The following is a 23,078-nucleotide window of genomic DNA, read 5'->3' on the forward strand; positions in this document are numbered from 1 at the left end:
CTCCGCTGAGAGAACGCTGAGAGCGGTTTCCCCGGGTCCCGGGTGTGGCGGTACGGTCCCCACCGATGGTCAGGAATGCCTACCCTAAGTCGCTCGGGTGGGTGTCGAGGACAACGAGGAGAAGCCCGTGACGACAGGAAATCCCCAGTGAATCCGAACCTTTCGCGTAGCGCGTGCGCTGTCGCGGGCCTGCTGGTCGGCGTCCCGCTCGCACTGACGGGGTGTACGTCCAAGCCGGGCTCGGCCGCCGGCACGATCGCGGTCACCTCGACCGAATCGGCCTGTGACGTCGGCGCCGCCGGCGCCTCGACCGGCCCGGTGACCTTCGCCGTCGCCAACAACGGCTCCAAGATCACCGAGTTCTACGTGTACGGCGCCGGCAACCGGGTGCTCGGCGAGGTCGAGAACATCGCCCCCGGGGTGACCGGCAAGCTGATCGTGGAGATCACCGATCCCGGCACCTACGAGACCGCCTGCAAACCGGGCATGGTCGGCAACGGGATCCGCCACACCTTCGAGGTCACCGGCGAGAAGAAGGCCAGATCCGATACGCCGGCCGATGTGGAACAGGCCAAGGTGCACTACCTCGACTACGTGCGCGGCCAGCTCGACGGCCTGGTCGACCGGACCACCTCGTTCACCGCCGCGGTGAAGGCGGGCAATCTCGACGCCGCCCGCGCTCAGTTCGGCTTGGCCCGGACCTTCTACGAGCGGGTCGAGCCGGTGGCCTCCTCCTTCGCCGAACTCGATCCCGCACTGGATATGCGCTGGGACGACACCGAGGACGGTAAGCAGCCGTTCGTCGGATTCCACCGCATCGAACGGTTCCTGTGGCCGCCGCAGCCGAGCCAGGTCGGGGGGAAGGGCGACGACATCACCCGGTCCGACGTCGACAATGCCAAGGCCACCGATACGAAGGAGGCGATCGCGAAGGAGGCCGACGCCCTGCTGGCGAGCGCGACCGCACTGCGCGACGAGGTGGCCAAGCCGTCGTTCACCTTCGAGACGCAGCTGTTCGTGAAGGGCCCGCAGGCCCTCGTCGACGAGATCGCCAAGACCAAGGTCGGCGGCGAGGAGGATCGGTACTCCCGCACCGACCTGTGGGATTTCGCCGCCAATATCGACGGTTCGGAAACCCTGATCGCGGACCTGCAGCCGATGATCGCGGCGAAGGATCCGAAGCTGATGGACAAGATCACCACCCAGTTCCAGGGCGTGCGCGACGCGATCGACAAGTACCGCCGAGGTGACGGTTACGTCGCCTACGACACCGTCGGCGCGGCGCAGCGCAAGGAACTGTCGGACCGGATCGACTCGCTGTCGGCGACCCTGAGCCAGGTCCCGGCGCTGGTGCTGGGACAGTAGCCACAGCGCCTGTTTCGAATTCCGACCGAGGAGAGGGGAGCGACCGCCGATGAGGGTGTTGCTCGTCGAAGACGAGCCCCGGCTCGCCGAGACCATCGCCCGCGGCCTGAGCGCGGAACGGTTCGTCGTGGTCGTCGCGGGTACCGGTCCCGAGGGTGCGCAGCGGGCGGCCGACGAGGACTTCGACGTCATCGTCCTCGACATCATGCTGCCGGGCATGAGCGGCTACCAGGTGCTGCGCGCCATCCGGGCCCGCGACCTCGACACGCCGGTGCTGATGCTCACCGCCAAGGACGGCGACCACGAGGTGGCCGACGCCCTGGACATGGGCGCCGACGACTACCTCACCAAACCGTTCTCGTTCGTGGTCCTCGTCGCCCGGTTGCGGGCCCTGCTGCGGCGCCGGCGGACGCCGCAGCAGGACCCGGTCCTGCGCGCCGGTGATCTGAGCCTGGATCCGGCGCGGCGGCTGGTCCAGCGCGGCACCATCGAGATCACGCTGACTCCCCGCGAGTTCGGATTGCTGGAATATCTGTTGCGGCACAAGGGTGTCGTGCTCACCAAGACCGAGATCCTGCGCAACGTGTGGGACGCCCACTACGACGGCCCGGAGAACGTGGTCGAGGTCTACGTCGGCTACCTGCGCCGCAAGATCGACAACCCGTTCGGCCGGAGCAGTATCGAAACCCGCCGGGGTGCGGGCTACGTATTCGGCGATTCCGACTGATCGCCGAGCGTCAGTTCGACCACCAGCCGGGCCCCGCCCGCCGGTGAGTCCTCGATCGTGATCGTGCCGCCGTGCGCGCGCACGGTCTCCGCGACGATGGCCAGGCCGAGACCGGTACCGCCGGAGGCGCGGGCGCGATCGTCCTCGAGCCGGACGAACCGCTGGAACACCCGCTCGCGATCGGCCCGCGGGATGCCGGGCCCGTCGTCGTCGACCACGACCCGCGCGACCGTGCCGGAACCGGCCACCGTCACCTCGACCCGGGTGCGGGCGTGCGCGGCGGCGTTGTCGGTGAGGTTGCGGATCATCCGTTGCAGCGCGGCCGGATCGCCGACGACCCGGGCGGGATGGAACCGGCCGGTCACGATCAACTCCGGATGATCGTGGCGCAACGTCGTCACGGTGGCGGCGGCCAGATCGTCGAGATCGACGTCCACGCCGACCGGCCGCGAGCCGTTCTCGTCGGCGGCGGCGAGGGTCAGCATGTCCTCGACGAGATCCTTGATCCGGTGTGCCTCGGGCAGCGCGGTCCGATCGATCATGTCGGTGTCGAGCATGCCCGGATGATCGCGGCCCAGTTCGAGCGCGGCGATCACCGTGGCCAGCGGACTGCGCAGCTCGTGCGAGGCGTCGGCGATGAAGCGCCGCTGCGCGGTGTCGGCGGCCTGGATGCGGTCGAGCATCGCGTTCATCGTCACCGCCAGCCCGGCGATCTCGTCGGCGGCCAGCGGCACCGGCACGCGGTCGCCGAGCCGCCCGGAACCGATCGCGGCGACCTGGCGGCGGATCGCCTCCACCGATCGCAGCGACCGGCCCACCAGGGCATAGGTCGCGGCGGCGGAGGCCAGCAGCACCAGCGGAGCCACCACACCCACCACGATCGCGACGTTGCGGACCGTCTCCTCGGCCTCCTCGTTGCTGACCGCGACCAGCACCGTGAACGTCCCCGGCGGCCCCGACCCGGTACGGGTCGCGGCCCGCACGTCGTCCTCGCCGGGCACCTCGATTCCGGTCACCGAATCCGGTACCGGGGTGAGCAGCGGCCCGGCCGTCGAGGCGCCCGGCGAGGCCCGCACGACCGCGCCGGCGGCGTCGATCACCTGGACCGCGACCAGCGTGCGGTCGCGCGCGAACAGGGTGTCGGAGACCTGGGCGGGGGAGCGTTGCGTCAACTGCCCGGACAGCTCGTCCGCCCGCGCGGCCGCGGTGGAATCGACCGATCCGAGCAGCGACCGGTACATCACCCACAGGGCCGCCAGCGCGCCGAGCCCGAACACGACCGCCAGCACCGCGGTGCTCAGGACCGCCGACCGCGCTCGCAGGCCCCAGCGGCCGGGGCGCGTCAGCAGCGACAGATCAACCATGACCGCCATCATGCACGGACGCGGACGGCTCTCAGCGAGGTGCGGTTTCGCGGCTCGCCCGCCGGGCGAGTATCGCGATGCCCGCGACCATCGGGACCGTCACCGCCAGCGAGATCCAGCCGGTGCCCAGGCCGAGTCCGTCGGCGCGCGAGGACGCGAGCCAATCGGTGACGGACGCGCCCAGCGGCCGCGTGACGATATAGGCCGACCAGAACGCCGCGACCGCGCCCATCCGGAACCAGCGGTGCGCGACGGCCGGAATGGCGATGACCACGGCGAACAGCACCGCCGAGGGCAGATAACCCAGATGCAGCGTGGCGGCGGTCAGATCCCCGGCCACCGTGCCGAGCGCGAACGTCGCCATCACCGTCGCCCAGTAGAACCCCTCACGCCGTCGTGTCGAGATGCTGTGCACGGAGAGGGTGCGCTCGCTGCGGTACCACAGGCCCAGAATCGTCGCGACCACGACGACGAACACGATCGTCGACGCGGGCAGCGGAACCCCGATGACGAAATCGACGATGTCGGCGACCATCGTGCCGACGATGCTCACCATCACGACCGCCGTCCAGTAGGTCCACACCCGATAGCCGGGGGCCCGGAACTGCCACCACAGGCTGACGATCAACAGCAGCAACCCGCCACCGACCGCCGCCGCGGGTGGCAGCGTGTTGACCAGGAAATCGGAGAACGTCTCGCCCATCCCGGTGGAGAGAATCTTGATCGCCCAGAACAGGACAGTGATCTCGGGAACCTTGACCGAATTCCGGCGTCCGGACGAATCGGTCACCGCCACAGCGTTTGTCACCCGCACAGGTTGCCAGCACCTCGCTGAGAAACCGTTGTGAAGTACGAGTTGCGTACCGGCGGTTACTGTGCAGGCCTTTGCTTCGCGTGCAGGTCGTCTAGCCCGCCGGAGCGGGCGCCGCAGATCTGCGGCGCCCGCGTCCGAAAGCGGTTCAGTCGGTGCGGACTTCGGTGCGGTCGGCGCTCCACAGGGTGTGGTAGTGGCCTTCGGCGTCGATGCGTTCGTAGGTGTGGGCGCCGAAGAAGTCGCGCTGGCCCTGGGTGAGGGCGGCGGGCAGGCGTTCGGCGCGCAGGGCGTCGTAGTAGGACAGCGACGAGCCGAACGCCGGAACCGGGATACCCAGTTGGACGGCGGTGGACACGACGCGGCGCCAGCTGTCGACACCCTGCTCGATCGCCGCACGGAAGTAGGGGGCCAGGATCAGGCTCGGCAGGTCCGGGTCGGCCTCGTAGGCTTCCTTGATGCGGTCGAGGAACCGTGCCCGGATGATGCAACCGCCGCGCCAGATGGTGGCCAGGTCGCCGGGGTGCAGGTCCCAGTCGTATTCGGCGCTGCCCGCGGCGATCTGGTCGAAGCCCTGCGCGTAGGCGACGATCTTCGACGCGTACAGTGCCCGCCGGATGTCCTCGGTGAATTGTGCTGCGTCGCCGGGCTTTCCGGCCAGGGTTCCGGCGGCCAGGCCCTGTGCGGCTTTACGCTGGGCGCGGGATCCGGACAGGGCGCGGGCGAAGACCGCTTCGGCGATACCGGTCACCGGGATACCCAGATCGAGGGCGGACTTGACCGTCCACCGGCCGGTGCCCTTCTGCTCGGCGGCGTCCACGATCACGTCGACCAGCGGCTTGCCGGTCGTGGCATCGATCTGCTGCAGCACCTGCGCGGTGATCTCCACCAGGTAGCTTTCCAGCTCGCCGGTGTTCCACTGCGTGAACACCTCCGCGATCTGGGCGGCGCTCGCGCCGAGCGCGTCGCGCAACAGGTGGTACGCCTCGCCGATGAGCTGCATATCGGCGTATTCGATACCGTTGTGCACCATCTTCACGAAGTGGCCCGACCCGTCCGGGCCGATATGGGTGCAGCACGGCACACCGTCGACCTTCGCCGAGATCGACTCCAGCAGCGGTCCCAGCGACTCGTAGGACTCCTTCGGACCGCCCGGCATGATCGCGGGCCCGTTCAATGCCCCTTCCTCACCACCGGAGATGCCCGCGCCGACGAAGTTCAGCCCGCGCGCGGCCATCGCGGCCTCACGCCGGATCGTGTCGGTGTACAGGGCATTACCGCCGTCGATGATGATGTCACCGGGCTCCATCGCCGCCGCGAGTTCCTCGATCACCGCGTCGGTGGCCTCGCCCGCCTTGACCATGATCAGCACCCGCCGCGGCTTCTCCAGCGCGCCGACGAACTCCTCGACGGTCTCGGTACGCACGAACTCACCATCGGTCCCGTGCGCGGCCAGCAGCGCATCGGTCTTGGCGACACTGCGATTGTGCAGAGCGACGGTATAACCGTTGCGAGCGAAGTTGCGGGCGATATTGCTGCCCATGACGGCCAGACCGGTCACACCGATCTGCGCGGTGGCTTTGGAAGAAGTCATGATCCAGATCATTTCACTCGTGGTCGCGGTGGACCGGAATCGCATGCCCCGCCTGCGGGCCACGCTCGTGGGCCGGCCGCATCAGCAGGCTCCGGAGGTGCTCGCGCGACGCATCGGGTCCTTCGGCAGTAACGTCGCACGAATTCGCGCACCTGGCGCTCGAAATCATGCACTCCGTTGCGCGAACAAGTCAACCTCGGCTCCTTGTACTATGCGTGAACCGCACCATCGGTGCGGCACGACCAGGTTCCGGGAGGCGACGTTGCTCGCGAGCACGCGACGGCGCGAAATCATGCATCGCCTGGGCACCGACGGCTATGTCGAGGCCAAGGCCCTCGCCGACGAACTCGGCGTCGACACGTCGACGATCCGCCGCGACCTCGACGCCCTCGAACGCGCCGGCCAGGCCCAGCGCACCCACGGCGGCGCCCGTCCGGTCCCCGGCGCGACCGCGAAGCTGCCCTACACCATGAAGGAGGGCGAACGCCGCACCGAGAAGGCCGCGATCGGCGAGACGGCGGCCCGCCGGGTGCGCGACGGTGAGACGGTCATCCTCGACAGCGGTTCCACTACCTTCGAAGTGGCCCGCGCGCTGCGCGATCACACCGGCCTGACGGTGATCACCAACGACCTGCGCATCGCCACCTACATCGCCGAAACCCCCGGCACCCGGCTGCTGGTCACCGGTGGCGAACTGCTGGGCTCGGTCTTCACCCTGGTCGGTGATCGCGCGATCGCGTTCCTGTCCGCCTACACCGCCGACTGGGCATTCCTCGGCGCTGACGCCGTCGACGTCGCCGCCGGAGTCACCAACATGAACACCCTGGAAGTCCCCCTCAAACGCGCCATGATCACCGCGGCCGGCCGAGCCCTCGTGGTGGCCGACAGCTCGAAATTCGGCCGCCGCGCACTCGCGAAGGTCGCCGGCCTCGACGAAATCGGCGGTGTGATAACCGATGCCGAACTGGATCCGGAAATCGCACGACAATTCGGCGATACCGTCATACCCGCCGGTCGGAATGTGCCGTGAGCGGACCGGTGATCGGCCGAATACCGCCCGGTTGCGATGAATTGTTTCTTCCGGATGGTCGTATACCCGGCCGTTCCCGTGTTATCGTGACGTGTCGAGAACGGTGATGTTCATGGAATCGGATGCGACTCACCGGTATAAATAACGCTCCCCGAGGGGGCTTGCTCATGAAATTGTACGTACCGGCGGGTGTCGTCCCTTACCCGCGTGTGGTGCATATCAACGATTATCATTTCTTCACGCACTTCGATACGGCGAAAGAGCTCAGTTCGAGTCAGCGTTCCGCTCCGCACGCGGTGGTCCTGATCGATTTCGATGATTTCGACGGCCTCGCGGAGTTCGCCGCCACGATCCAGCACCCGAACAAGTTCGACTACGGCGAGCTCGAGTGGGGTTGGAAGAGCGAACGGGAACTCTATCCGGTCCCGAACGGGAAGACGTGTCTGTCGCTGGACGGCGACAGTGTCGGCGATCTCATCTACATCGTCAAGCACGATACGAAGCCCAACGCCAAACTGGCCGAGAACGCTACTGCGGCAAAGTTTCTGGGCCGCCTGCCGGAGCTGCGGAAGATCATCGCCCGCCGGGCCCGCGACGGTGTGACCGGTGACAAGGTGTACCCGTTCACGTTCTGTCCGGCCCGCCTGCCCCGATATCTGTCGTTCGGCTACGGCAAGCAGGCCATGAGTGCCTTCATCGGCCCCCGGGAAGGACAGCACGTCCACGTGTTCTTCGCGCAGCCGGCCGATCAGAAGATTCCCGTCACCTCGCTGAAATTACGATTGACGGTCATATCGCTGCAGCTGACCTGTCGCACGAAAAATCATTTCGGCGAGGGCGAGGGCGAGGACGGCTGGCAGAGCGCTCCCGGCGCGGTAGATCAGGAGGACGCGCTGCTGCTGGAGGGTGCGGTCGCCGCGACGAGACGATCGGTCGTACCGGCGGAGGACGACGAGGAAAAAGCCGACCCCGCCATCGAGATCCGGAACTGGGAACCCGAGCCGACCGAGGTCACGGCGAAAACCCTGGCCGACCAGTACGGTCTACCCGAGTGGGTCGTGGAGAAATTGGTCGCGGAGTTGTCCGGCTCGGAGGAGCCGGCCTACGAAGACTTCCTGGGTTTCAGCGCCGAAAACTTCCACGACACGTACAAGAACGATATCGATCGAATTGTGGAAGAAGCGAAATCGGCCCAGAAGGGTAAGGGGAAGAAGAAGTAGCATTCGCGGCGTCGGCCGGCGAGTGGAGCGCGCACCTGCTCCCGGCGCCGCCAGGAAATTCCTGTGTGAAAGTGGTTGTCAGACAGTCGATTCCCGGTTCGCGGGTTGGTCCGGGCCGTGGCCTGCGGGGAGGAGGAGGTCGGCGAGTTCGTCGAGGAGGGTGAGGACGCGGTCGGCGGTGTGCGGGTCGGTGAGGGTTTCGGCGAAGACCTCTCGGGGTGCGCGGTGCCGGCGGGCTACGGCTCGTTGCAGCATGGGGGTCGCGTCGACCAGGGTGCGGCGGCGGTCGGCGGGGTCGGGGAAGGTGTTGAGCAGGCCCTGGTCGACCAGGCGGGCAACTCGCGCGGAGACGTGGCCCTGCGAGAAGCCGGTGCGTTCGACGATGTGGCTGATCGTGCTCTCCGGGTGCAGCAGCACGTCCTCCAGCAGCAGGCCCTCGGTGGATCCGCCGATCGCCCGCTCGTCGGGGTCGAGCGAGACGTGCTGCCGGGACAGCTCGATGAGCCGTTTCCCCAGGCGATGCAATCGCTGCGCATCCATCCCCGAAGATTACATCTTCTACGATGCATTACCGGTGATGCATTACCGGTCGGTGGCCGCCGCCTGTTCGCGCAGCGGTGCGTTGAGGATCGTGCCGGTGGCGTTGCGCGGTAGTTCGCCGACCAGCACGCCCGAATCGCTCTCGTGGATGAGCAGTGCGAGTTCGGCGTCCGCGCCGACGCCGGCCAGTTCCGATTCGGTCAGTCGCCAGTTCAACGGCACGGCGACGGCGCCGAGCACCGCGCACGCGTGGATCACCTCGAGGACACGAGTGTCGTTGCGGGACAACACGGCCACCCGCTCGCCCGCGGTGATGATGGTCGATCCACGAGACAACCGGCCGGCCCATGGCATCCTCCTTGTCGCGGCCCGGCCCTGCGAGCCGGGCGTCACGGCCACGATGGCGACCCGGCGGTGCGGTGCCAGACCGCGTGCCGGTGTACGGAACAGTGTGCGGTGGCAGCGATACCCCCGTTGTGGGGTGTTCTCGCCGGCCCGCGCCGGGAGAACATTCCGGAATGGACAGTGATTCGACCGCACGATCCCCCGAGAGCCATAGCGCACACCCGCCGTTGCGTGTGCCTGCCCGGGAAATTCCGGTGCCCACCTCGGTGAGCGGAGTGGCGCCGGCGCTGCTGGGGATGGGTCTTGTGATTCCGGCCGAACCGTGGCCGCCGGTGGCGGATCGGGCGGCGTGGCGGGAGATGATCGACAAGCGGGAGGCGATGATCCCGGTCGGCGCCGAAGGGCCGATGGTGTCGTCGATCTTCGGCATGGCCGACGCGGGGGTGCCCGCCGAGGTCGAGGACGTCGAGATCGACGGTGTCCCTGTGTATGTCGCGACGCCCGACGGTGTCGCGCCGGACGACCGGCGGGTGTATCTGGCCCTGCACGGCGGCGCGTTCATCCAGGGTGGCGGCAACATCTCCCGGTTGGGGGCGGTCATGACGGCGGGTACCGTCGGCGCGCGGACCTGGGCGGTCGACTATCGGATGCCACCGGAGCATCCCTTTCCCGCCGCGCTGGACGACTGCCTCACCGTCTACCGGCGACTGCTCGCCGATCGCAGTCCTGCGGACATCGTCGTCGGCGGGGTCTCGGCCGGTGCCAATCTCGTTGCCGCACTGATTCTCCGGGCCCGGGACGAGGGGCTGCCGCTGCCGGCCGCCGCGGTGCTGGAAACCATCCCCGCCGACATGAGCCTCACCGGCGACTCGCTGCACACCAATCGGGATGTCGACATCACGTTCGTCGGTGATCTGGAGCCCGTCGTCGCGTTGTACGCCGACGGGCACGACCCGCTCGATCCGTATCTCTCGCCGCTGTACGGCGATTTCACCGCCGGATTCCCGCCGACCGTGCTGACCACCGGCACCCGTGACTTCCTGTTGTCGGACACCGTGCGGATGCATCGCCGGCTGCTCGCCGCCGGAATCACCGCCGAGTTGCACGTTTTCGAGGCCGCCCCGCACGCCATGTTCCTGGGCATGGCTCCGGAGGATCACGAACGCGGCCGGGAGATCCGCGCATTCGCCGAACGGCACTGGGCCGCGCCGGCGCCCCGCAACTGACCACACCAGCAGAGGAGCTGCAATGTACGTGCCCGCCAAGGATATTCCCGTCCCCACGACGATCAGCAGTGCGGCGCAGGCCATGCTGGCGCTGGGCCGGATCGGTCCGGTGCACGACTGGCCCGACCGCGAGGACACCGACGGCTGGAAGGCGTTGATCGCCCGCGCCGAGGCGGCCACGCGGGCCATGACCGACGCGGAGGGGCAACACCTGCCCGCCACCTCCGAGGCGATCGAGGTCGCCGGGGTCCGCGTGTATGTCGTTACCCCGGACGGTGTTCCGGACGACGATCCGCGCGTGTACCTGTATCTGCACGGCGGCGCGTTCATCCAGGACGGGGGTGAGATCTGCCGGTTCTGGGCCACCTCCACCGCCGTCGCGGTGGGTGCGCGGGTGTGGGCCGTCGACTATCGGATGCCCCCCGAGGATCCGTATCCCGCACCGCTCGACGACTGTGTCGCGGTCTATCGGGCACTGCTGGCGGACCATCGTCCCGAGGACATCATCATCGAAGGCCCTTCCGCCGGAGGGAATCTCGCCGCGGCGACGATCCTGCGGGCACGCGACGAGGGGCTGCCGCTGCCCGGCGCCGCCGTACTGTTCAGCCCGGAACTCGATCTCACCGAGGCCGGTGACTCGTTCCAGACCAACCTCGGCCTGGATACCGTCCTGGTCGGCAGCCTGATGCCCGCCAACCGGCTGTACGCGGCGGGCCACGATCTGCGTGACCCGTACCTGTCGCCGATCTACGGTGATCTCGGCGCGGGATTCCCGGCCACGATGCTGGTCAGCGGCACCCGGGACATGTTCCTGTCCAACACCGTCCGGATGCATCGAGCACTGCGCGCGGCCGGTGTCGCCGCCGAGTTGCACGTCTGGGAGGCGGCCGGGCACGCGATGTTCCTGGGGAAGACCCCGGAGGACGCCGACCGCGCCCGCGAGGTGCGGCGCTTCGTCGACGAAACGTGGGCCCGCGCGAACCGTTGAGCCGGTGGCACATTCGCCGCGGCCGGCGAATGTGCCACGCCCGGAATCTCTCGGGTCGAGACCGCGCGATGGTTCGTCGCTGTCGCACTGTGTGTCGAACCTGTTGTGCGCCAAATACTTTCGGCCGAAAAAGACCCCTGTTCGGGGGTACCGGCTCGGTGTGACGTGCGTCATGCTTGCTCGCGACAGTCCGGCAGCGTCGCCCGGAATTCTGTGGAAGACCCACTCGCACATGGTCTCCGGGCGGCGCATGCGGTATCGCGGCGTTGTCCGGCCGCGGTACCGAAATGTACCGAGGAGAATTCCATGAAGCCGAGCTCCGAATATTCCGTGCAAGATTCGTCCCCGCCCGCATTGTATGTTCCGGGCCGCCGTATTCCCGTGCCGACCTCGGTGAGTCCCGAAGCGCAGACCATTCTCGCGATGGGGCAACTGGAACCACCGGTCGAATGGCCGGCCCTGGACGATCCGGCGGCGTGGCGGGAACTGCTCGCCGCGCGGGACGCGACCGCCCTGATGATGATCGAGCAGATGTTCCCGGCGTACGACACCGCGGTCGAGGATATCGACGTCGACGGCGTCCGGGTATACGCGATCACCCCCGCCGGCGTCGATCCGGACGACCGGCGGATCGTGCTCGACATCCACGGCGGCGGATTCGTCGGTGGCGGCGGCCCGCTGTGCCGGATGATGGCCGTCGGCCAGGTGACGCCGATGGCGGTGCGGGCCTGGTCGGTCGACTATCGGCTGCCGCCGGACCATCCGTATCCGGCGCCGCTGGACGACTGCCTCACCGCCTACCGCGCACTGCTCGGATCGCACCGGCCCGAGGACATCATCGTCAACGGCCCCTCCGCCGGCGGGAATCTCGCCGCGGCGATGATTCTGCGGGCCCGCGACGAGGGCCTGCCGCTGCCCGCCGCGGTCGTCCTCACCAGTCCCGTCGCGGATCTCACCGGAGCCGGTGACAGCTGGCAGACGAACATGGGTATCGAGCCGTCGCTGACCAGCAGCTTCACCGCGCCGTTCGGTCTCTACGCCGGCGGCCACGACCTGCGCGATCCCTACGTGTCGCCGTTGTTCGCGGATTTCACCCGCGGGTTCCCGCCCACCTTCCTGTCCACCGGCACCCGCGACGTGCTGCTGTCGGACACCGTCCGCCTGCATCGCGCGCTGCATCGCGCCGGGGTGCCCGTGGAACTGCACGTCTTCGAGGCGGCCGGTCACGGAATGTTTCTCGGCACCGCCCCCGAGGATCGCGAATACACGGTTCTGGTCCGCGAATTCCTCGGCCGGCACTGGGCGCTGTACGCCTGAGCCCGTACGGGTTCCGCCGATCGGCGGTCCGTTGTCATTTCCCCGTTTCCATTTCGGAGTCACGCATGTCCACTGCATCCACCACCCCGCCACCCACCGAGGTCGCCGATTCCGCTCGGCTCGACGGCGCCTCCCGGCTGCGCATCTTCACCGTGCTCGCGGTGATCGTCCTGTACACGGAAATAGCTCCGCTGCAATACATCATGGTGGCGGCCGCGCTACAGAAGGTGTCGGTGTCGTTCCCCACCGTCGGCGCGAATCTCAACTGGTCGATAATCATTCTGGGCCTGGTCGGCTCGGCGGTCTCGCCGGTGCTCGGGAAATTGAGCGACGTCGCCGGTAAACGGCGGATCTTCGTGCTGTGCGGGGTGTTCTTCATCGCCGGCTGCCTGATCGACGCGCTGACCAGCAGCTGGGCACTGTTCCTGATCGGCCGTGGGCTGCAGGCCTTCGCCGTCGCCACGATGATCATCGCCTTCGGTCTGATCCGAGATCTGATGCCCCGCAAGTACGTTCCGGTCGGGCTGGGGGTCGCGGCCGCCGGCGCCGGCTTCTCCGGCGTGCTCGGGCCGGTACTCGGCGGCTTCCTGGTCGACCATTTCGGCTGGCGCGCGATGTTCTGGTTCCTCGGCGGTTTCGTGCTGGTCATGACGCCGATCGTGCTGATGCTGGTGCCGGAGTCCCCGCTTCGGGTCCGGCAGCGGATCAACCCGATCGGCGCGGTTCTGCTGTCCGCGGGCACCCTGCTGGTGCTGCTGTATCTGGACAAGGGCCAGGACTGGGGCTGGGGGCGGCCGACGGCGCTGGCCTGGGTGATCGCGGGCGTCGTCCTGCTCGCGGTGTTCTTCGTCGTCGAATCACGCATCGCCACTCCGCTGATGGATCCGAAGTTGCTGCGCAATCCGCGGGTCAGCCTGGTGCTGCTGATCGGACTGCTCGGCGGGGCGCTGCTGGCCGTGCACGGCTACGCGGTGAGCTACATGACCCAGACCCCCGGCGCGGAACAGCTGAAAAGCACTGTCGCCCAGGGTGTTATCGCACAGGTGAAGTCGTCCAACGGCGTGACGTTGCCGGCCTCGGCGGTCAAGGTGACGCTGGATCCGGGCTACAGCTACGGCAACGGCTTCGGCCTGCTGTCGTACGCGCTGCATCTCGGGATGTGGGCCGGGCTGATCGGGATGATCGCCGGACCCATCGGCGGCCTGCTGGCGCGCCGGGTCGGGGCGCGCATCCCGCTGATCATCGGGCTGGTGTTGCTGACGGTGTTCGGCGGTGTCTTCGCGCTGGCGGTGCCGCACTACAGCTGGTCGCTGTTCCTGGTGTTCAGCGTGCCGTTCGGCGTCGGGTTCGGACTGTTCCAGGCCGCCACTCCCATTCTGCTGGTCGAGGGGGTGCCGGCCGAACAACAGGGCATCACCACGGGCATGTACGGCGTGACCACCGGCATGGCGGCCGCGATCGGCCTGGCCGTGACGACCGCCCTGCTCAACGCCAGCCCGGTGGTGGCGCACATCGATGTGATGGGTCACGCTGCGGCACAGACCATTCCGCAGGTCTTCGCCGATCGTGGTTATGTCGCTAGCTACTGGGTGCTGTCCGGGGCGACCCTGATCGCGCTGGTCGTCGCCCTGTTCATGCGGCACGGCCGCACCCCGGCGACCGGTGGAGCCACCGCGGACACCGCGGAATCCACCGTCTGACAACGGGTTCGGGATACTCCGGCACCGGTACCGTGACCACGGTACCGGTGCCGGAGTCGTATCCGCGTATTCGGATGTCGGCCCGATATCCCACGGTCGTGGTCGGAGAATTGTGCAATCGCCGAATATTTCTGCGGTCATGCGGTAGGTCGTGACCGCTCGGCGCATGGGGTGCGGCCTGGTCATCGCCGGTCTCCATGTGGATTATCCTTGACCGCTCCGTGGCGGACTGCTATCTATATAGAAAGCTTCGTTAGGCGACTGCATAACGAATCGCCGCAGTCCACCCAGACAGAGATCGGGGGCCGTGAAGAGTGTCTACCCCGACCGCCGCTGCCGTCACCGCCGAGCAGATCCGCACCCTCCACACGGAGATGCGCAGCATCGCCCAGAGCTGTACCGACCCCCTCGTACGATCCCGGCTCGGTGAGTTGTCCACCCGCCTGGTCCGGCTGATCTCCGCCCCGGGGGCCGTCGATGTCATGCCCGCGCTGGCCCCGCGGGAACTCGATGTCCTCGCCCAGGTCGCCCTCGGCCGCACGAATGCCCAGACGGCTCGCCAGCTTTCGATACAACCGGAGACGGTGAAGAGCTATCTGCGCAGCGCCATGACGAAACTCGCCGCGCACACCCGATACGAGGCGGTCGTCCATGCCCGCCGCCTCGGATTGCTGCCGTGACGCGCGGCGCCACCGGGCTCGCTCGACCACACGCGAAACATCCTGTAGTGCAACCATTCCCGGTGCCAGGCGGCGGCTTCCATGAAACACCCTGCGGTCCGGCCATTTCCGGCTCGACCCCGTGCCCGCGGTGATCGACGTATCGCCCGGAGAGAGAAGGTGCCGATGTCGGCAGCCCACGATTCCCGACCGGTGCTGAAGGTTCCGGCCCGCGATATTCCGGTGCCGGCCTCGGTCAGCGCCGAAGCGCAAGCCTTTCTCGCTCAGGGCCTCATGACCGCGCCGCCGTATCCGGCCGTCGACGATCACGCCGCGTGGCGGGAGCGGATCGCGCAGACCGAGATCGCGATGCAGCTGATGTACCTGGCCCGCGCATCCCGGGTCACCGCCGACACCCACGAGATCGCGACGGCGGGGCCGCGCGTCCACGTCGTCACGCCGCAGGGCGTCACCGGTGAGGACCGGCGGGTCTTCCTCGAGATCCACGGCGGCGCCCTCATCCAGGGCGGCGGTGAGACCTGCCGATTGAACGGCATCGCCGCCGCGGGCCAGGTCGGTGCCCGCACCTGGGCCGTCGATTACCGGATGCCGCCGGATCACCCCTATCCCGCGCCGCTGGACGACTGCGTCGCGGCCTACCGGACGCTGTTGCGCGAGCACCGTCCCGGCGAGATCATCGTCGGCGGTGGTTCGGCGGGGGCGAATCTGGCTGCCGCGCTGATCCTCCGGGCCCGCGACGAGGGCCTGCCGCTGCCCGCCGCCGCGGTGCTGCTCACCCCGGAACTCGACCTCACCGAGTCCGGCGACTCCTTCGGTACCAACGCCGCCGTCGACATCGTCGGGCGCCAGAGCCTGCTGCCGGTCAACCGGCTCTACGCCGACGGTCACGACCCGGCCCATCCCTACCTGTCACCGCTGTTCGGAGATTTCGCGGCGGGCTTCCCGCCCACCCTGCTCACGGCCGGTACCCGAGACGTGTTCCTCTCCAACGCCGTTCGCATGCATCGTGCCCTGCGCGCGGCGGCGGTCCCCGCCGAACTCCACGTCTTCGAGGCCGCCCCGCACGGCGGATTCTTCGGCACCGCACCCGAGGACGGCCTCGTCGACGACCAGGTCCGCCGATTCGTCGACACCCATTGGGCACCTCGGGACCGACGCGGTGGACCCGGCCGCCGCGACCGGCCGCGTCAGTTCCCGTTCCCGGGCTGGGTGTAGGCGTGACCGTCGACGGTGGTGGTCAGTGTGCCGGTGGCCTGGAAATTGTTCTGTAGCACTTGCGGTTTCATCGTGAAGCCGTCGGGTTCGCTCGTCGTCTTCGTCCCGGTCTGCCGGCCGGACAGGGTGAGGTGCTCGTGCAGGTTCACGCTGTGGTCGGGGAGTACGACGGCACTCTCGGTGCCGTTCACGACGTGGTCACCGTCGTCGCTGAAATCGGTGTAGGTCACCGTGATCGAGGTGAGTGGTGTACCGGTCAGTGCGATCCGGGCGGTGCCGTGCCGCGCGCCGGTGAGCGTATATGTGCCCGCCGCAGGGAGATTCGGCTTCGGCAGCGCCATGCCGGGGGTGTACGGGGTGCCCCACGGCACGTCGTCCGGAATCGGCGGAATCGTCGGGACCGGTTGCGCTTTCAGATCCGGGAAGCGCGCGATCATCACCCGGCTGTGCCGCCCGCCGGGCTCGGCCGACGCCGGGCACGGCAGCGGGTTGCCGCCACCGCAGGCCGGCGCGACGACCTGGTTCTCGGCGTAGACCACGCCGGTGCTGTCCGCCAGCCACGCCGGGTCGGCGGCGGCGTTCCAGTTCGGATCACCACCGGCGTTGATCTGCTGGCTGCGGTCCGCGGTGGCGTTCACGAGGTACGGAGCGAAGAACCGGCGCCGGCCGTTGTTGCGGATGCTGGAGACGTATCCGGTGGTGAACAGGTCGGTGATCGGCGGAACGCCGCGCAGGCCGGAGATGAAGTCCAGCCGCCCGGATCCCAGAACCTGTTCCGCCAGTGTCCATTTGCCGTCCGGCGACGCCGACATCGGATCGCTGTACTGCGCGTGGTCGGTCAGCAGCCGCGATCGCCCGGTCCGGTTGTCGGTCGCCCACAGGTCGACGCTGTCGGAATCGTGCGGGGTCAGGCCGACCGCGGCACGGCCGTCGGCGGTCCAGCCCCGGAACTCGCCGATGATGCCGGCCGGGTTGATCTTCAGCGCGTCGCCGTCGGTCACCCAGTACTGGTATTGCGGGGCCGGGTTGTACAGCGTGGTCACATTCGTCAGGTCGTAGCGCGGGACCAGCGGGTTGCCGGTGGCCGGGTGCGGGTCGAATTCCAGTTTGCCCATGAACCCGTACTGGATGGTGGCCGAGGGGCTCAGGTCGCCGTTGAATCCGGGGAAGTAGTTCCAGCCCAGGTGGGTGTCGTCGGGGTTGAGCCGCGGCTCGCGGTAGGTGCCGCCGTCGCCGGACCCGTCGGGGGTGATGTTCCAGCGGATCGGATAGATGTGGATCCGGTCCGGAGTGCACCGGTCGTCACTGACCTCGAACTCGCCGCAATCGAGGATGCTGTGCCCGAGGTAGACCCGCTTCCCGTCGCGGAAGCCGCGGATCGGATAGGTGAACTGCGAGGTGTCCACGCCCAGTTCGTCGGCCGCGGGCACACACGAGAGGCATTTCCACCCGTCGCCGTCGGCGAAGGTGCCGCCGTCGGTCCGGACCAGCAGCACCTGCTGCCCGGAGTAGATCGCGGCCGGGTCCGGCGCCGCCGGCGCACCCGCGAACCGGACGCCCACCAGGGTGAACTTGCTGTCGGGATAGAACCCGGTCGCGCCCAGGCCACCCCACTGCGCCGTCACGCAGCCGGTCCGATGCGGGTTCACCGCCTCGGTACACGATCCGGCGTCGTCGGTGGGGGCCGTCGGCGGCACCGGCAACTCGCTGATCGCGACCCGCTCGTGCAATTGCCGATCGGGCTGCACGCCCAGTGTCGTGGCGGTGGCGGCGGGTGCCGGTGGTGGCGTCGAGGTACTTCCGCAGGCCGCGGTCAGGCCGCTCATCGTCACCGCGGCGATCACCATCGCGATGGTCCGGAAACGCGTTCGAGCTTCAGCTGTTGTCAACACGACTCCTCCGCAGCAGCGGCGCCACACCGGGCAGGCCGGAACTGTTGTTCCGGGGCGAACTCCCCGGCTCGACGGATAATACATCGCTAACAATACATTGTTGGTGATGTGTAACCCGGTGCAGGTGCTGCGGTCGACCCGCGCTGCGTGCGGCCGGATCTATACGGCGTCCCGGTGCGCGGTGACCGGCTCGGCCAGCCGCTGGTCACCGCAGATCCGCTCCCACCGCTCCAGCGTCTCGTCGAGCCCGGCACCCAGGGGAGCGCCGGGGGTGAAACTCGCCGGCAGATGCCGCATACCCTGGATGACGCCGATGGTCTCGTAGTGAACGGTGCCGGCCGGGTCGCAGCGGAAATCGGGCATCCGGTCCAGCACGGCCGACAGCATCCGCTTGAACACGGTGCGGGCCACGTTCGAGCCGATACAGCGATGGATACCGAGCCCGAAGCTGTAGTGCCGGTTGCCTTTTCGTTCCAGATCCATCGTGCCGGGCTCGGGGAACACCGCCGGGTCGCGATTGGCCATGGCCCAGGACAACCAGAGCCGCTCGCCCTCGGCGAAACGCGTACCGGCGACCTCGCAGTCCGCCGCGATGGTCCGGCCGTCACCCGGCGCGGGGGTGAAGTACCGCAGGAACTCCTCGGTCGCGGGATCCAGCATCCGATCCCGTTCCCGGCTCAGGGTTTCGCGTTCGGCGGGATGCTCGGACAGCCATTCCAGCGCATGCGCGGTCAGGGCCGTGGTGGTGTCGAAACCACCGCCGATGATCAGCGTCAGCATGCCCAGTGCCTCGAGATCGGAGATCGGCGCACCCGCGAGCGTGGACCGGGCCACCGCATCGAGCAGCCCCGGCCGCGGATCCTGTTTGACCGCATGGTAATTCGCGAGCAGATCGCCACCCATGACCTGCAGCATCTCCTCCACCCGCGCCATATCCGGCGAATCCGGCGGTGTGTACACCGACGCGTGCGCCGGTTCGTTGTAGAGGCGCCAGTTCCGCAGCGGAATTCCCAGCATGGCCAGCGTGAGTACGGCCGGCACGATATTGGCCAGGTCGTCGACGAAATCGATGGTCCCCCCGGCGATCCGCTCGTCGAGGCAGGCCCGGACGACCTCGTCGATGAAAGGTACCCAGCGCCGCACCGCCGCCGGCGACAGATAGGGGTTGAGCACGGAACGCAATTCGCGATGCTCGGGATCGTCCATCTCGAGAATCCCGCCGCGGGTCAGCCCGGCCCGTGGCGGCGGCGGGATGGTGATACCGCGGTATCCGCGTCGCTGTCCGTGGACGTCGTTGTCGTTGGAAACGTGTGGGCAGCGGGCGAGTTCGAAGACCTCCCGATTGCCCGCGGCGACCCAGTGTCCGCCGTAGGTGTCGGTCCAGGCGATCGGACACCGGCTCGTCATCTCGTCGGCGATCGCGGTGAACTGTTCGCGATAGTGCGGGGTGTGCCGGTCGAAGTGGTAACCGGGTTGCCGGCGGGCATCGTTGTCTGCGGTGGTCATGGTTGCTTTCACTCTGTTCTCGTGCGATCGGTGGCGCTACAGCTGTGCCAGGCGTGGGGCGCTGCCTCGGGTACGGATCGACGCACCCGCCTGCCGGGTCAGTTCTCTGGAGCTGCCGAGTAATCCGTCCAGCACCAGAACCCGGCGGATGTGCCGGTGCAGATCGTGTTCGTCGGTGAAACCGATGCCGCCGAGCACCTGCTGACAGTGCCGGGCCGCGGTCGACGCGGCCTGCCCGGCCGCGGCCTTCGCCAGCATCGCGCCGAACTCGTCGCCGGCGGTGTGCATCGTGGCCTCGGCGCCCTCGAGTGCGACCAGGGTCTCCGCCAGCCGGTGCCGCACCGCCTGGAAGGAGGCGAGCGGACGGCCGAACTGCTTGCGGTCCAACGCATGTTGCCGAGCCAGCGCGAGCATGGCACGACCGGCGCCGATCAGCCACCAGCCCAGTGCGCGCCGGCCGGCGGCGAGCGGGGGTTGCTCGCCGGTGCCGGTCCGCCGGAGGGGCAACTCCCGGTCGACGACGGAAAATGTTGTGGTGGAGACGGTTTCGACATCACGCTCCCAGACCACCCAGGAGCCACCGGCGAACGGCAACGGCACCGCCTCGCCCGGCAGTGGTGCACCGGCAGCGTGCCGGACCACGTCGTTGAGGACGGAGGCCTGCGCGCCGGTCTCGCCGAGCAGCCGAAAGACCAGTGGCACAGCGATTTCCGGAATCTCTACGAGCATGTCGGGCCAGCCGAGGCGGTACAGGGCCCGGTCGAGCGCGGGACCGGAGGTCGTCGCCATGGTCCTGCGGAGCGTGCCGGCGAGCAGTGCGAGTTCGGGGCCGTCCACGATCAATCCTTTCCCAGGTCCAGCAGCCGGCGAGCGATGATGTTGCGCTGAATCTCCGAGGTGCCGCCGTAGATGGTCGCGGCGCGCGAGTACAGGAATTCCGTGCGCCACTCGCCGTCGTTCAGTTCCACTTCCCCTGGCAGCAGGTCGCGGGCCGTGTCGAACAGTGTCTGTTCGGCGGTCCCGAGCAGCACCTTGTCGATCGATGTCTCCGGGCCCAGCCGCCCGTGCTCCGCCAGCCGCGACTGGGTGAGCCGGGAACGGCACCGCAGGGTGTGCAACGCCAGATACGCGGCGCCGAGTTCGGCGTCGTCGACCGGTGTCGTGCGCGCGATCAGCCGGTCCAACCGGGTGAACAGGTGCGCACCCCGGTGCCAGAAGCACGTGGACCGTTCGTGCGGAAGCAGATCCATCGCCAGCTGCCAGCCGTCACCGGGCCTGCCGAGCATCCGGTCGGCGGGCACGATCACGTCGTCGAAGAACACCTCGGCGAAGTCGTCGACGCCGTGCATGGTCCGCAACGGCCGCACCGTGATGCCGGGGGTGTCCATATCGACGAAGAACGCCGTGATGCCGCCGTGGCCCGGTGCGGTGCGCGTCAGAACCACACAGCGAGTGGCGAACTGCGCCAGACCCGTCCACAACTTCTGCCCGTCGATCACCCAGTCGCCGCCACGCCGCCGCGCGCGGGTCGACAACGACGCCAGATCGCTGCCCGAGCCGGGCTCGGAGAATCCCTGGCACCAGTGTTCGGCGCCGGACAGCAACCGCGGCACCATCTCGGCGGCGAGTTCCGGTGCGGCATAGGAGATCATCGTCGGCGCCAGCACCTCGATCATCGAATAGGCGCCGGGCTCGGCGAGCCCGCGAGTGGCGACCTCCTCGCCGACCACCGCGCGCAGCAGCGCGGGCCCGCCGAGTCCGCCGACCTCGGCGGGCCAGCCGTACCGCATCCAGCCGGCGTCGTACAGCGCCCGGCGCACCCGCGACACCTGGGCCAGCTCGGCCTCGCGGGAACGGTCCCCGGTGGGGGAGAGGTCGTGCTCGTCCAGCCACAGTCGCAGCGCCACACGGAATTCGGTGACGCTCACCTCGGTCGGGTCCTCGATACCGGACAACGGCCGATCCGCCTTTCCCGAGTCGGTCAGACTTCCGTTGCGGCGCCGGTCAACCGGGCCACGATGGTGCGGAAGTCGTTGCTCTGGAACGACATGTCCTCGGCGCTGAGCGCGAAGTCGAGCGCGGCCAGAACCGCGCGTTCCAGATGCAGGTTCAGCAGCCGCTTGGTGCTCTCCACCGCCTGCTGCGGCAGGCCGAGAATCCGTTCGGCACACGCTGTTGCCTCGGCGACCGGATCGGCGACGATGTGGTTGACCAGCCCCAGCTCCCGGGCCCGGGTGGGGGAGATCCGCGCACCGGTGAAGGCGTATTCCTTGGCCAGCAGCAGGCTGGTGTGCAGGGGCCAGACCAGTGCGCTACCGTCGGCCGCCACCAGACCCACCCGCACGTGCGGGTCGGCCAGGTGCGCGGTCTCGGCGATGTAGACGATGTCGCTGAGCGCGACCAGGCTGCACCCGAGGCCCACCGCTGGACCGTTGACGGCGGTCACCACCGGGATGCGGCACCGGGCCATGCCCAGGACGAGTTCGCGGCCGTCGGCGATGCTCCGGGCCCGCAGCTCCGAATCCTGGCGCAGCTCTTCGAGATACGCGAAATCACCCCCGGCGGAGAAGGCGGCGCCGGCGCCGGTCGGTACCGCGACGCGGGCCGAGCGGTCCGCCGACAGTCGCGGCCACAGCGTCGCAAGCCCGTGGTGCAGATCGTCGTTCACCGCGTTGAGCCGGTCCGGCCGGTTCAGCGTGATGATCCGCAGCGGGCCGTCGGCCTCGACGCGGATTTCGTCCGGCATGTCGTACATTCGCAACTCCTCTCCCGGTGCGCCGTCACCAGATTTCGCTGGGGCTGTCGACCTTCAGCGGCCGCCGGTAGGAGAGGTCGTCGGTGTTCTGCGTGCCCTTCGAGTACTGCTGCTTCTTGAAGCCCTCCATGGCCAGCAGCGCGGCATTGCCGGTCAGCACCCATTCGACCGTGCAGCGCCGGACCGACAGTCGCCACACGTCGTCGCGCCGCTCCAGCCGATCGAGGTAACGTCCGCCGAGGATGGTGGAGGTCTCGGCGTCGGGGGCGAGCAGGGCCACCAGCACATAACTTTCGGCGTGCGCGGTGTCCCCGTCGATCTCGCAGGCGTGGGTGGTGATGTTGTGGGTGTGGGCCTGGGCCGCGTTGTCGTGGATCGGGTTCATGAACGCGGCGTAGTCCGGCCCCGATGTCACCTGGTTGCCGTGCACATCCCAGCTGTCGGAATGGTAAGCGCTGCCGAGCAATTCGACGTCGTGCCGGTCGCAGCCGCGTGCGTTGGCCGCGATGCAGTCGAGGATCGCGGTGCGGTCCATCAGATACCGGACGTCGCGGCGCAACCGGGCCAGGTCGTCGTTGGTCATGGAGGTCTCCTCTGCCGATCCCGATCGGGCGCCGACGCGCTGCGGCGGTGAACCGTCCCGCCGGATCCGCGATTGCCGATCGAACCGCTCGTCATCAAGTTGGTCGAATGCATAGCATTGCTGGGAGTTCGAGGTCAATAGGCACTGGTGAATGCCGTCTGAACGAGGTCAGTGACCGACTGTAGCAGCCAATAGTTGTTCGGCGATAGCATAAATTTTT

At 68.3% G+C, this 23,078-nt stretch carries 21 protein-coding genes; 10 read left to right on the forward strand and 11 right to left on the reverse strand.

Features of this window, described 5'->3' with window-relative positions; translation table 11 throughout:
• Positions 1 to 147 precede the first annotated feature (147 nt).
• Positions 148 to 1,365, forward strand: coding sequence for an iron uptake system protein EfeO (gene efeO / locus G361_RS0101845; protein ID WP_019925342.1), 1,218 nt, complete (start codon positions 148 to 150; stop codon positions 1,363 to 1,365).
• 49 nt (positions 1,366 to 1,414) lie between these two features.
• Positions 1,415 to 2,092, forward strand: a complete 678-nt coding sequence (locus G361_RS0101850; RefSeq protein WP_019925343.1) for a response regulator transcription factor — start codon at positions 1,415 to 1,417, stop codon at positions 2,090 to 2,092.
• On the opposite strand, the gene G361_RS0101855 is transcribed toward G361_RS0101850, so the two are convergent.
• The 3 genes from G361_RS0101855 to gndA form a co-directional block, all read right to left on the reverse strand.
• Positions 2,068 to 3,456 carry a cell wall metabolism sensor histidine kinase WalK gene (locus G361_RS0101855; protein ID WP_063711827.1) on the reverse strand — a complete coding sequence of 463 codons (1,389 nt, stop codon included), beginning with the start codon at positions 3,454 to 3,456 and terminating at the stop codon, positions 2,068 to 2,070. The two genes, G361_RS0101850 and G361_RS0101855, sit on opposite strands and share 25 nt — an antisense overlap.
• 31 nt (positions 3,457 to 3,487) lie before the next feature.
• On the reverse strand, positions 3,488 to 4,246 hold the full coding sequence (locus G361_RS0101860) for a membrane protein (protein WP_036494349.1): 759 nt from the start codon (positions 4,244 to 4,246) through the stop codon (positions 3,488 to 3,490).
• Positions 4,247 to 4,415: 169 nt separating this feature from the next.
• Positions 4,416 to 5,861 carry an NADP-dependent phosphogluconate dehydrogenase gene (gene gndA / locus G361_RS0101865; protein ID WP_026342595.1) on the reverse strand — a complete coding sequence of 482 codons (1,446 nt, stop codon included), beginning with the start codon at positions 5,859 to 5,861 and terminating at the stop codon, positions 4,416 to 4,418.
• 211 nt (positions 5,862 to 6,072) lie between these two features.
• Here gndA and G361_RS0101870 point away from each other — a divergent pair, with 211 nt between their 5' ends.
• Complete coding sequence (locus G361_RS0101870) at positions 6,073 to 6,891, forward strand: DeoR/GlpR family DNA-binding transcription regulator (protein WP_255359782.1); 819 nt, start codon at positions 6,073 to 6,075, stop codon at positions 6,889 to 6,891.
• Between the two features lie 122 nt (positions 6,892 to 7,013).
• Positions 7,014 to 8,111: a hypothetical protein gene (locus G361_RS0101875; RefSeq protein ID WP_155981240.1), complete on the forward strand. Its 1,098-nt coding sequence runs from the start codon at positions 7,014 to 7,016 to the stop codon at positions 8,109 to 8,111.
• A 78-nt stretch (positions 8,112 to 8,189) separates the two neighbouring features.
• On the opposite strand, the gene G361_RS0101880 is transcribed toward G361_RS0101875, so the two are convergent.
• A complete protein-coding gene (locus G361_RS0101880) occupies positions 8,190 to 8,651 on the reverse strand; it encodes a MarR family winged helix-turn-helix transcriptional regulator (RefSeq protein ID WP_019925349.1) in 462 nt (153 codons plus the stop codon).
• A 42-nt stretch (positions 8,652 to 8,693) separates the two neighbouring features.
• Positions 8,694 to 9,005, reverse strand: coding sequence for an AMP-binding protein (locus tag G361_RS0101885; protein WP_155981241.1), 312 nt, complete (start codon positions 9,003 to 9,005; stop codon positions 8,694 to 8,696).
• 245 nt (positions 9,006 to 9,250) lie between these two features.
• On the opposite strand from G361_RS0101885, the gene G361_RS0101890 reads away from it, so the two are divergent.
• The 6 genes from G361_RS0101890 (at position 9,251) to G361_RS0101915 (ending at position 16,122) form a co-directional block, all read left to right on the forward strand.
• Complete coding sequence (locus G361_RS0101890) at positions 9,251 to 10,222, forward strand: alpha/beta hydrolase (RefSeq protein WP_231386755.1); 972 nt, start codon at positions 9,251 to 9,253, stop codon at positions 10,220 to 10,222.
• Between the two features lie 22 nt (positions 10,223 to 10,244).
• On the forward strand, positions 10,245 to 11,210 hold the full coding sequence (locus G361_RS0101895; protein WP_019925352.1) for an alpha/beta hydrolase: 966 nt from the start codon (positions 10,245 to 10,247) through the stop codon (positions 11,208 to 11,210).
• A gap of 423 nt (positions 11,211 to 11,633) precedes the next feature.
• Positions 11,634 to 12,527 carry an alpha/beta hydrolase gene (locus G361_RS0101900; RefSeq protein ID WP_231386756.1) on the forward strand — a complete coding sequence of 298 codons (894 nt, stop codon included), beginning with the start codon at positions 11,634 to 11,636 and terminating at the stop codon, positions 12,525 to 12,527.
• Positions 12,528 to 12,592: 65 nt separating this feature from the next.
• Positions 12,593 to 14,227 (forward strand): MFS transporter, encoded by a 1,635-nt coding sequence (locus G361_RS0101905; protein WP_019925354.1) that lies wholly within the window; start codon positions 12,593 to 12,595, stop codon positions 14,225 to 14,227.
• Positions 14,228 to 14,541: 314 nt separating this feature from the next.
• A complete protein-coding gene (locus G361_RS41885) occupies positions 14,542 to 14,907 on the forward strand; it encodes a response regulator transcription factor (protein WP_019925355.1) in 366 nt (121 codons plus the stop codon).
• Positions 14,908 to 15,072: 165 nt separating this feature from the next.
• Positions 15,073 to 16,122: an alpha/beta hydrolase gene (locus G361_RS0101915; protein ID WP_019925356.1), complete on the forward strand. Its 1,050-nt coding sequence runs from the start codon at positions 15,073 to 15,075 to the stop codon at positions 16,120 to 16,122.
• Here the strand turns inward: G361_RS0101915 and G361_RS0101920 are convergent.
• The 6 genes from G361_RS0101920 to G361_RS0101945 form a co-directional block, all read right to left on the reverse strand.
• Positions 16,095 to 18,011 carry a hypothetical protein gene (locus tag G361_RS0101920; protein ID WP_155981242.1) on the reverse strand — a complete coding sequence of 639 codons (1,917 nt, stop codon included), beginning with the start codon at positions 18,009 to 18,011 and terminating at the stop codon, positions 16,095 to 16,097. The genes G361_RS0101915 and G361_RS0101920 overlap by 28 nt on opposite strands.
• A 162-nt stretch (positions 18,012 to 18,173) precedes the next feature.
• Entirely contained in the window at positions 18,174 to 19,520 is a 1,347-nt protein-coding gene (locus tag G361_RS0101925) for a cytochrome P450 (protein ID WP_019925358.1), read from the reverse strand.
• Between the two features lie 36 nt (positions 19,521 to 19,556).
• Entirely contained in the window at positions 19,557 to 20,363 is an 807-nt protein-coding gene (locus tag G361_RS0101930) for an acyl-CoA dehydrogenase family protein (protein WP_019925359.1), read from the reverse strand.
• The gene (locus G361_RS0101935) at positions 20,360 to 21,448 is read right to left on the reverse strand and encodes an acyl-CoA dehydrogenase family protein (RefSeq protein WP_026342598.1); all 1,089 of its coding nucleotides are present in this window, start codon (positions 21,446 to 21,448) and stop codon (positions 20,360 to 20,362) included. The genes G361_RS0101930 and G361_RS0101935 overlap by 4 nt, the downstream gene beginning before the upstream one ends.
• A 53-nt stretch (positions 21,449 to 21,501) precedes the next feature.
• Entirely contained in the window at positions 21,502 to 22,275 is a 774-nt protein-coding gene (locus G361_RS0101940; protein WP_019925361.1) for an enoyl-CoA hydratase/isomerase family protein, read from the reverse strand.
• Positions 22,276 to 22,300: 25 nt separating this feature from the next.
• Positions 22,301 to 22,858 (reverse strand): nuclear transport factor 2 family protein, encoded by a 558-nt coding sequence (locus G361_RS0101945; protein ID WP_019925362.1) that lies wholly within the window; start codon positions 22,856 to 22,858, stop codon positions 22,301 to 22,303.
• Positions 22,859 to 23,078: the final 220 nt, after the last annotated feature.

The sequence above is a fragment of the Nocardia sp. BMG111209 genome, assembly GCF_000381925.1.
Taxonomy (GTDB): domain Bacteria; phylum Actinomycetota; class Actinomycetes; order Mycobacteriales; family Mycobacteriaceae; genus Nocardia.

Bases quoted from the DNA above. Each gene is read 5' to 3' on its own strand.
- G361_RS0101885 (WP_155981241.1), bottom strand. From the start codon at position 9,005: ATGCCATGGGCCGGCCGGTTGTCTCGTGGATCGACCATCATCACCGCG.
- G361_RS0101895 (WP_019925352.1), top strand. From the start codon at position 10,245: ATGTACGTGCCCGCCAAGGATATTCCCGTCCCCACGACGATCAGCAGT.
- G361_RS0101940 (WP_019925361.1), bottom strand. From the start codon at position 22,275: ATGTACGACATGCCGGACGAAATCCGCGTCGAGGCCGACGGCCCGCTG.
- G361_RS0101870 (WP_255359782.1), top strand. From the start codon at position 6,073: ATGCGTGAACCGCACCATCGGTGCGGCACGACCAGGTTCCGGGAGGCG.
- G361_RS0101945 (WP_019925362.1), bottom strand. From the start codon at position 22,858: ATGACCAACGACGACCTGGCCCGGTTGCGCCGCGACGTCCGGTATCTG.
- gndA (WP_026342595.1), bottom strand. From the start codon at position 5,861: ATGACTTCTTCCAAAGCCACCGCGCAGATCGGTGTGACCGGTCTGGCC.
- G361_RS0101850 (WP_019925343.1), top strand. From the start codon at position 1,415: ATGAGGGTGTTGCTCGTCGAAGACGAGCCCCGGCTCGCCGAGACCATC.
- G361_RS0101880 (WP_019925349.1), bottom strand. From the start codon at position 8,651: ATGGATGCGCAGCGATTGCATCGCCTGGGGAAACGGCTCATCGAGCTG.
- G361_RS0101905 (WP_019925354.1), top strand. From the start codon at position 12,593: ATGTCCACTGCATCCACCACCCCGCCACCCACCGAGGTCGCCGATTCC.
- G361_RS0101915 (WP_019925356.1), top strand. From the start codon at position 15,073: ATGTCGGCAGCCCACGATTCCCGACCGGTGCTGAAGGTTCCGGCCCGC.
- G361_RS0101925 (WP_019925358.1), bottom strand. From the start codon at position 19,520: ATGACCACCGCAGACAACGATGCCCGCCGGCAACCCGGTTACCACTTC.
- G361_RS0101900 (WP_231386756.1), top strand. From the start codon at position 11,634: ATGGGGCAACTGGAACCACCGGTCGAATGGCCGGCCCTGGACGATCCG.
- G361_RS0101855 (WP_063711827.1), bottom strand. From the start codon at position 3,456: ATGGTTGATCTGTCGCTGCTGACGCGCCCCGGCCGCTGGGGCCTGCGA.
- G361_RS0101875 (WP_155981240.1), top strand. From the start codon at position 7,014: ATGCGACTCACCGGTATAAATAACGCTCCCCGAGGGGGCTTGCTCATG.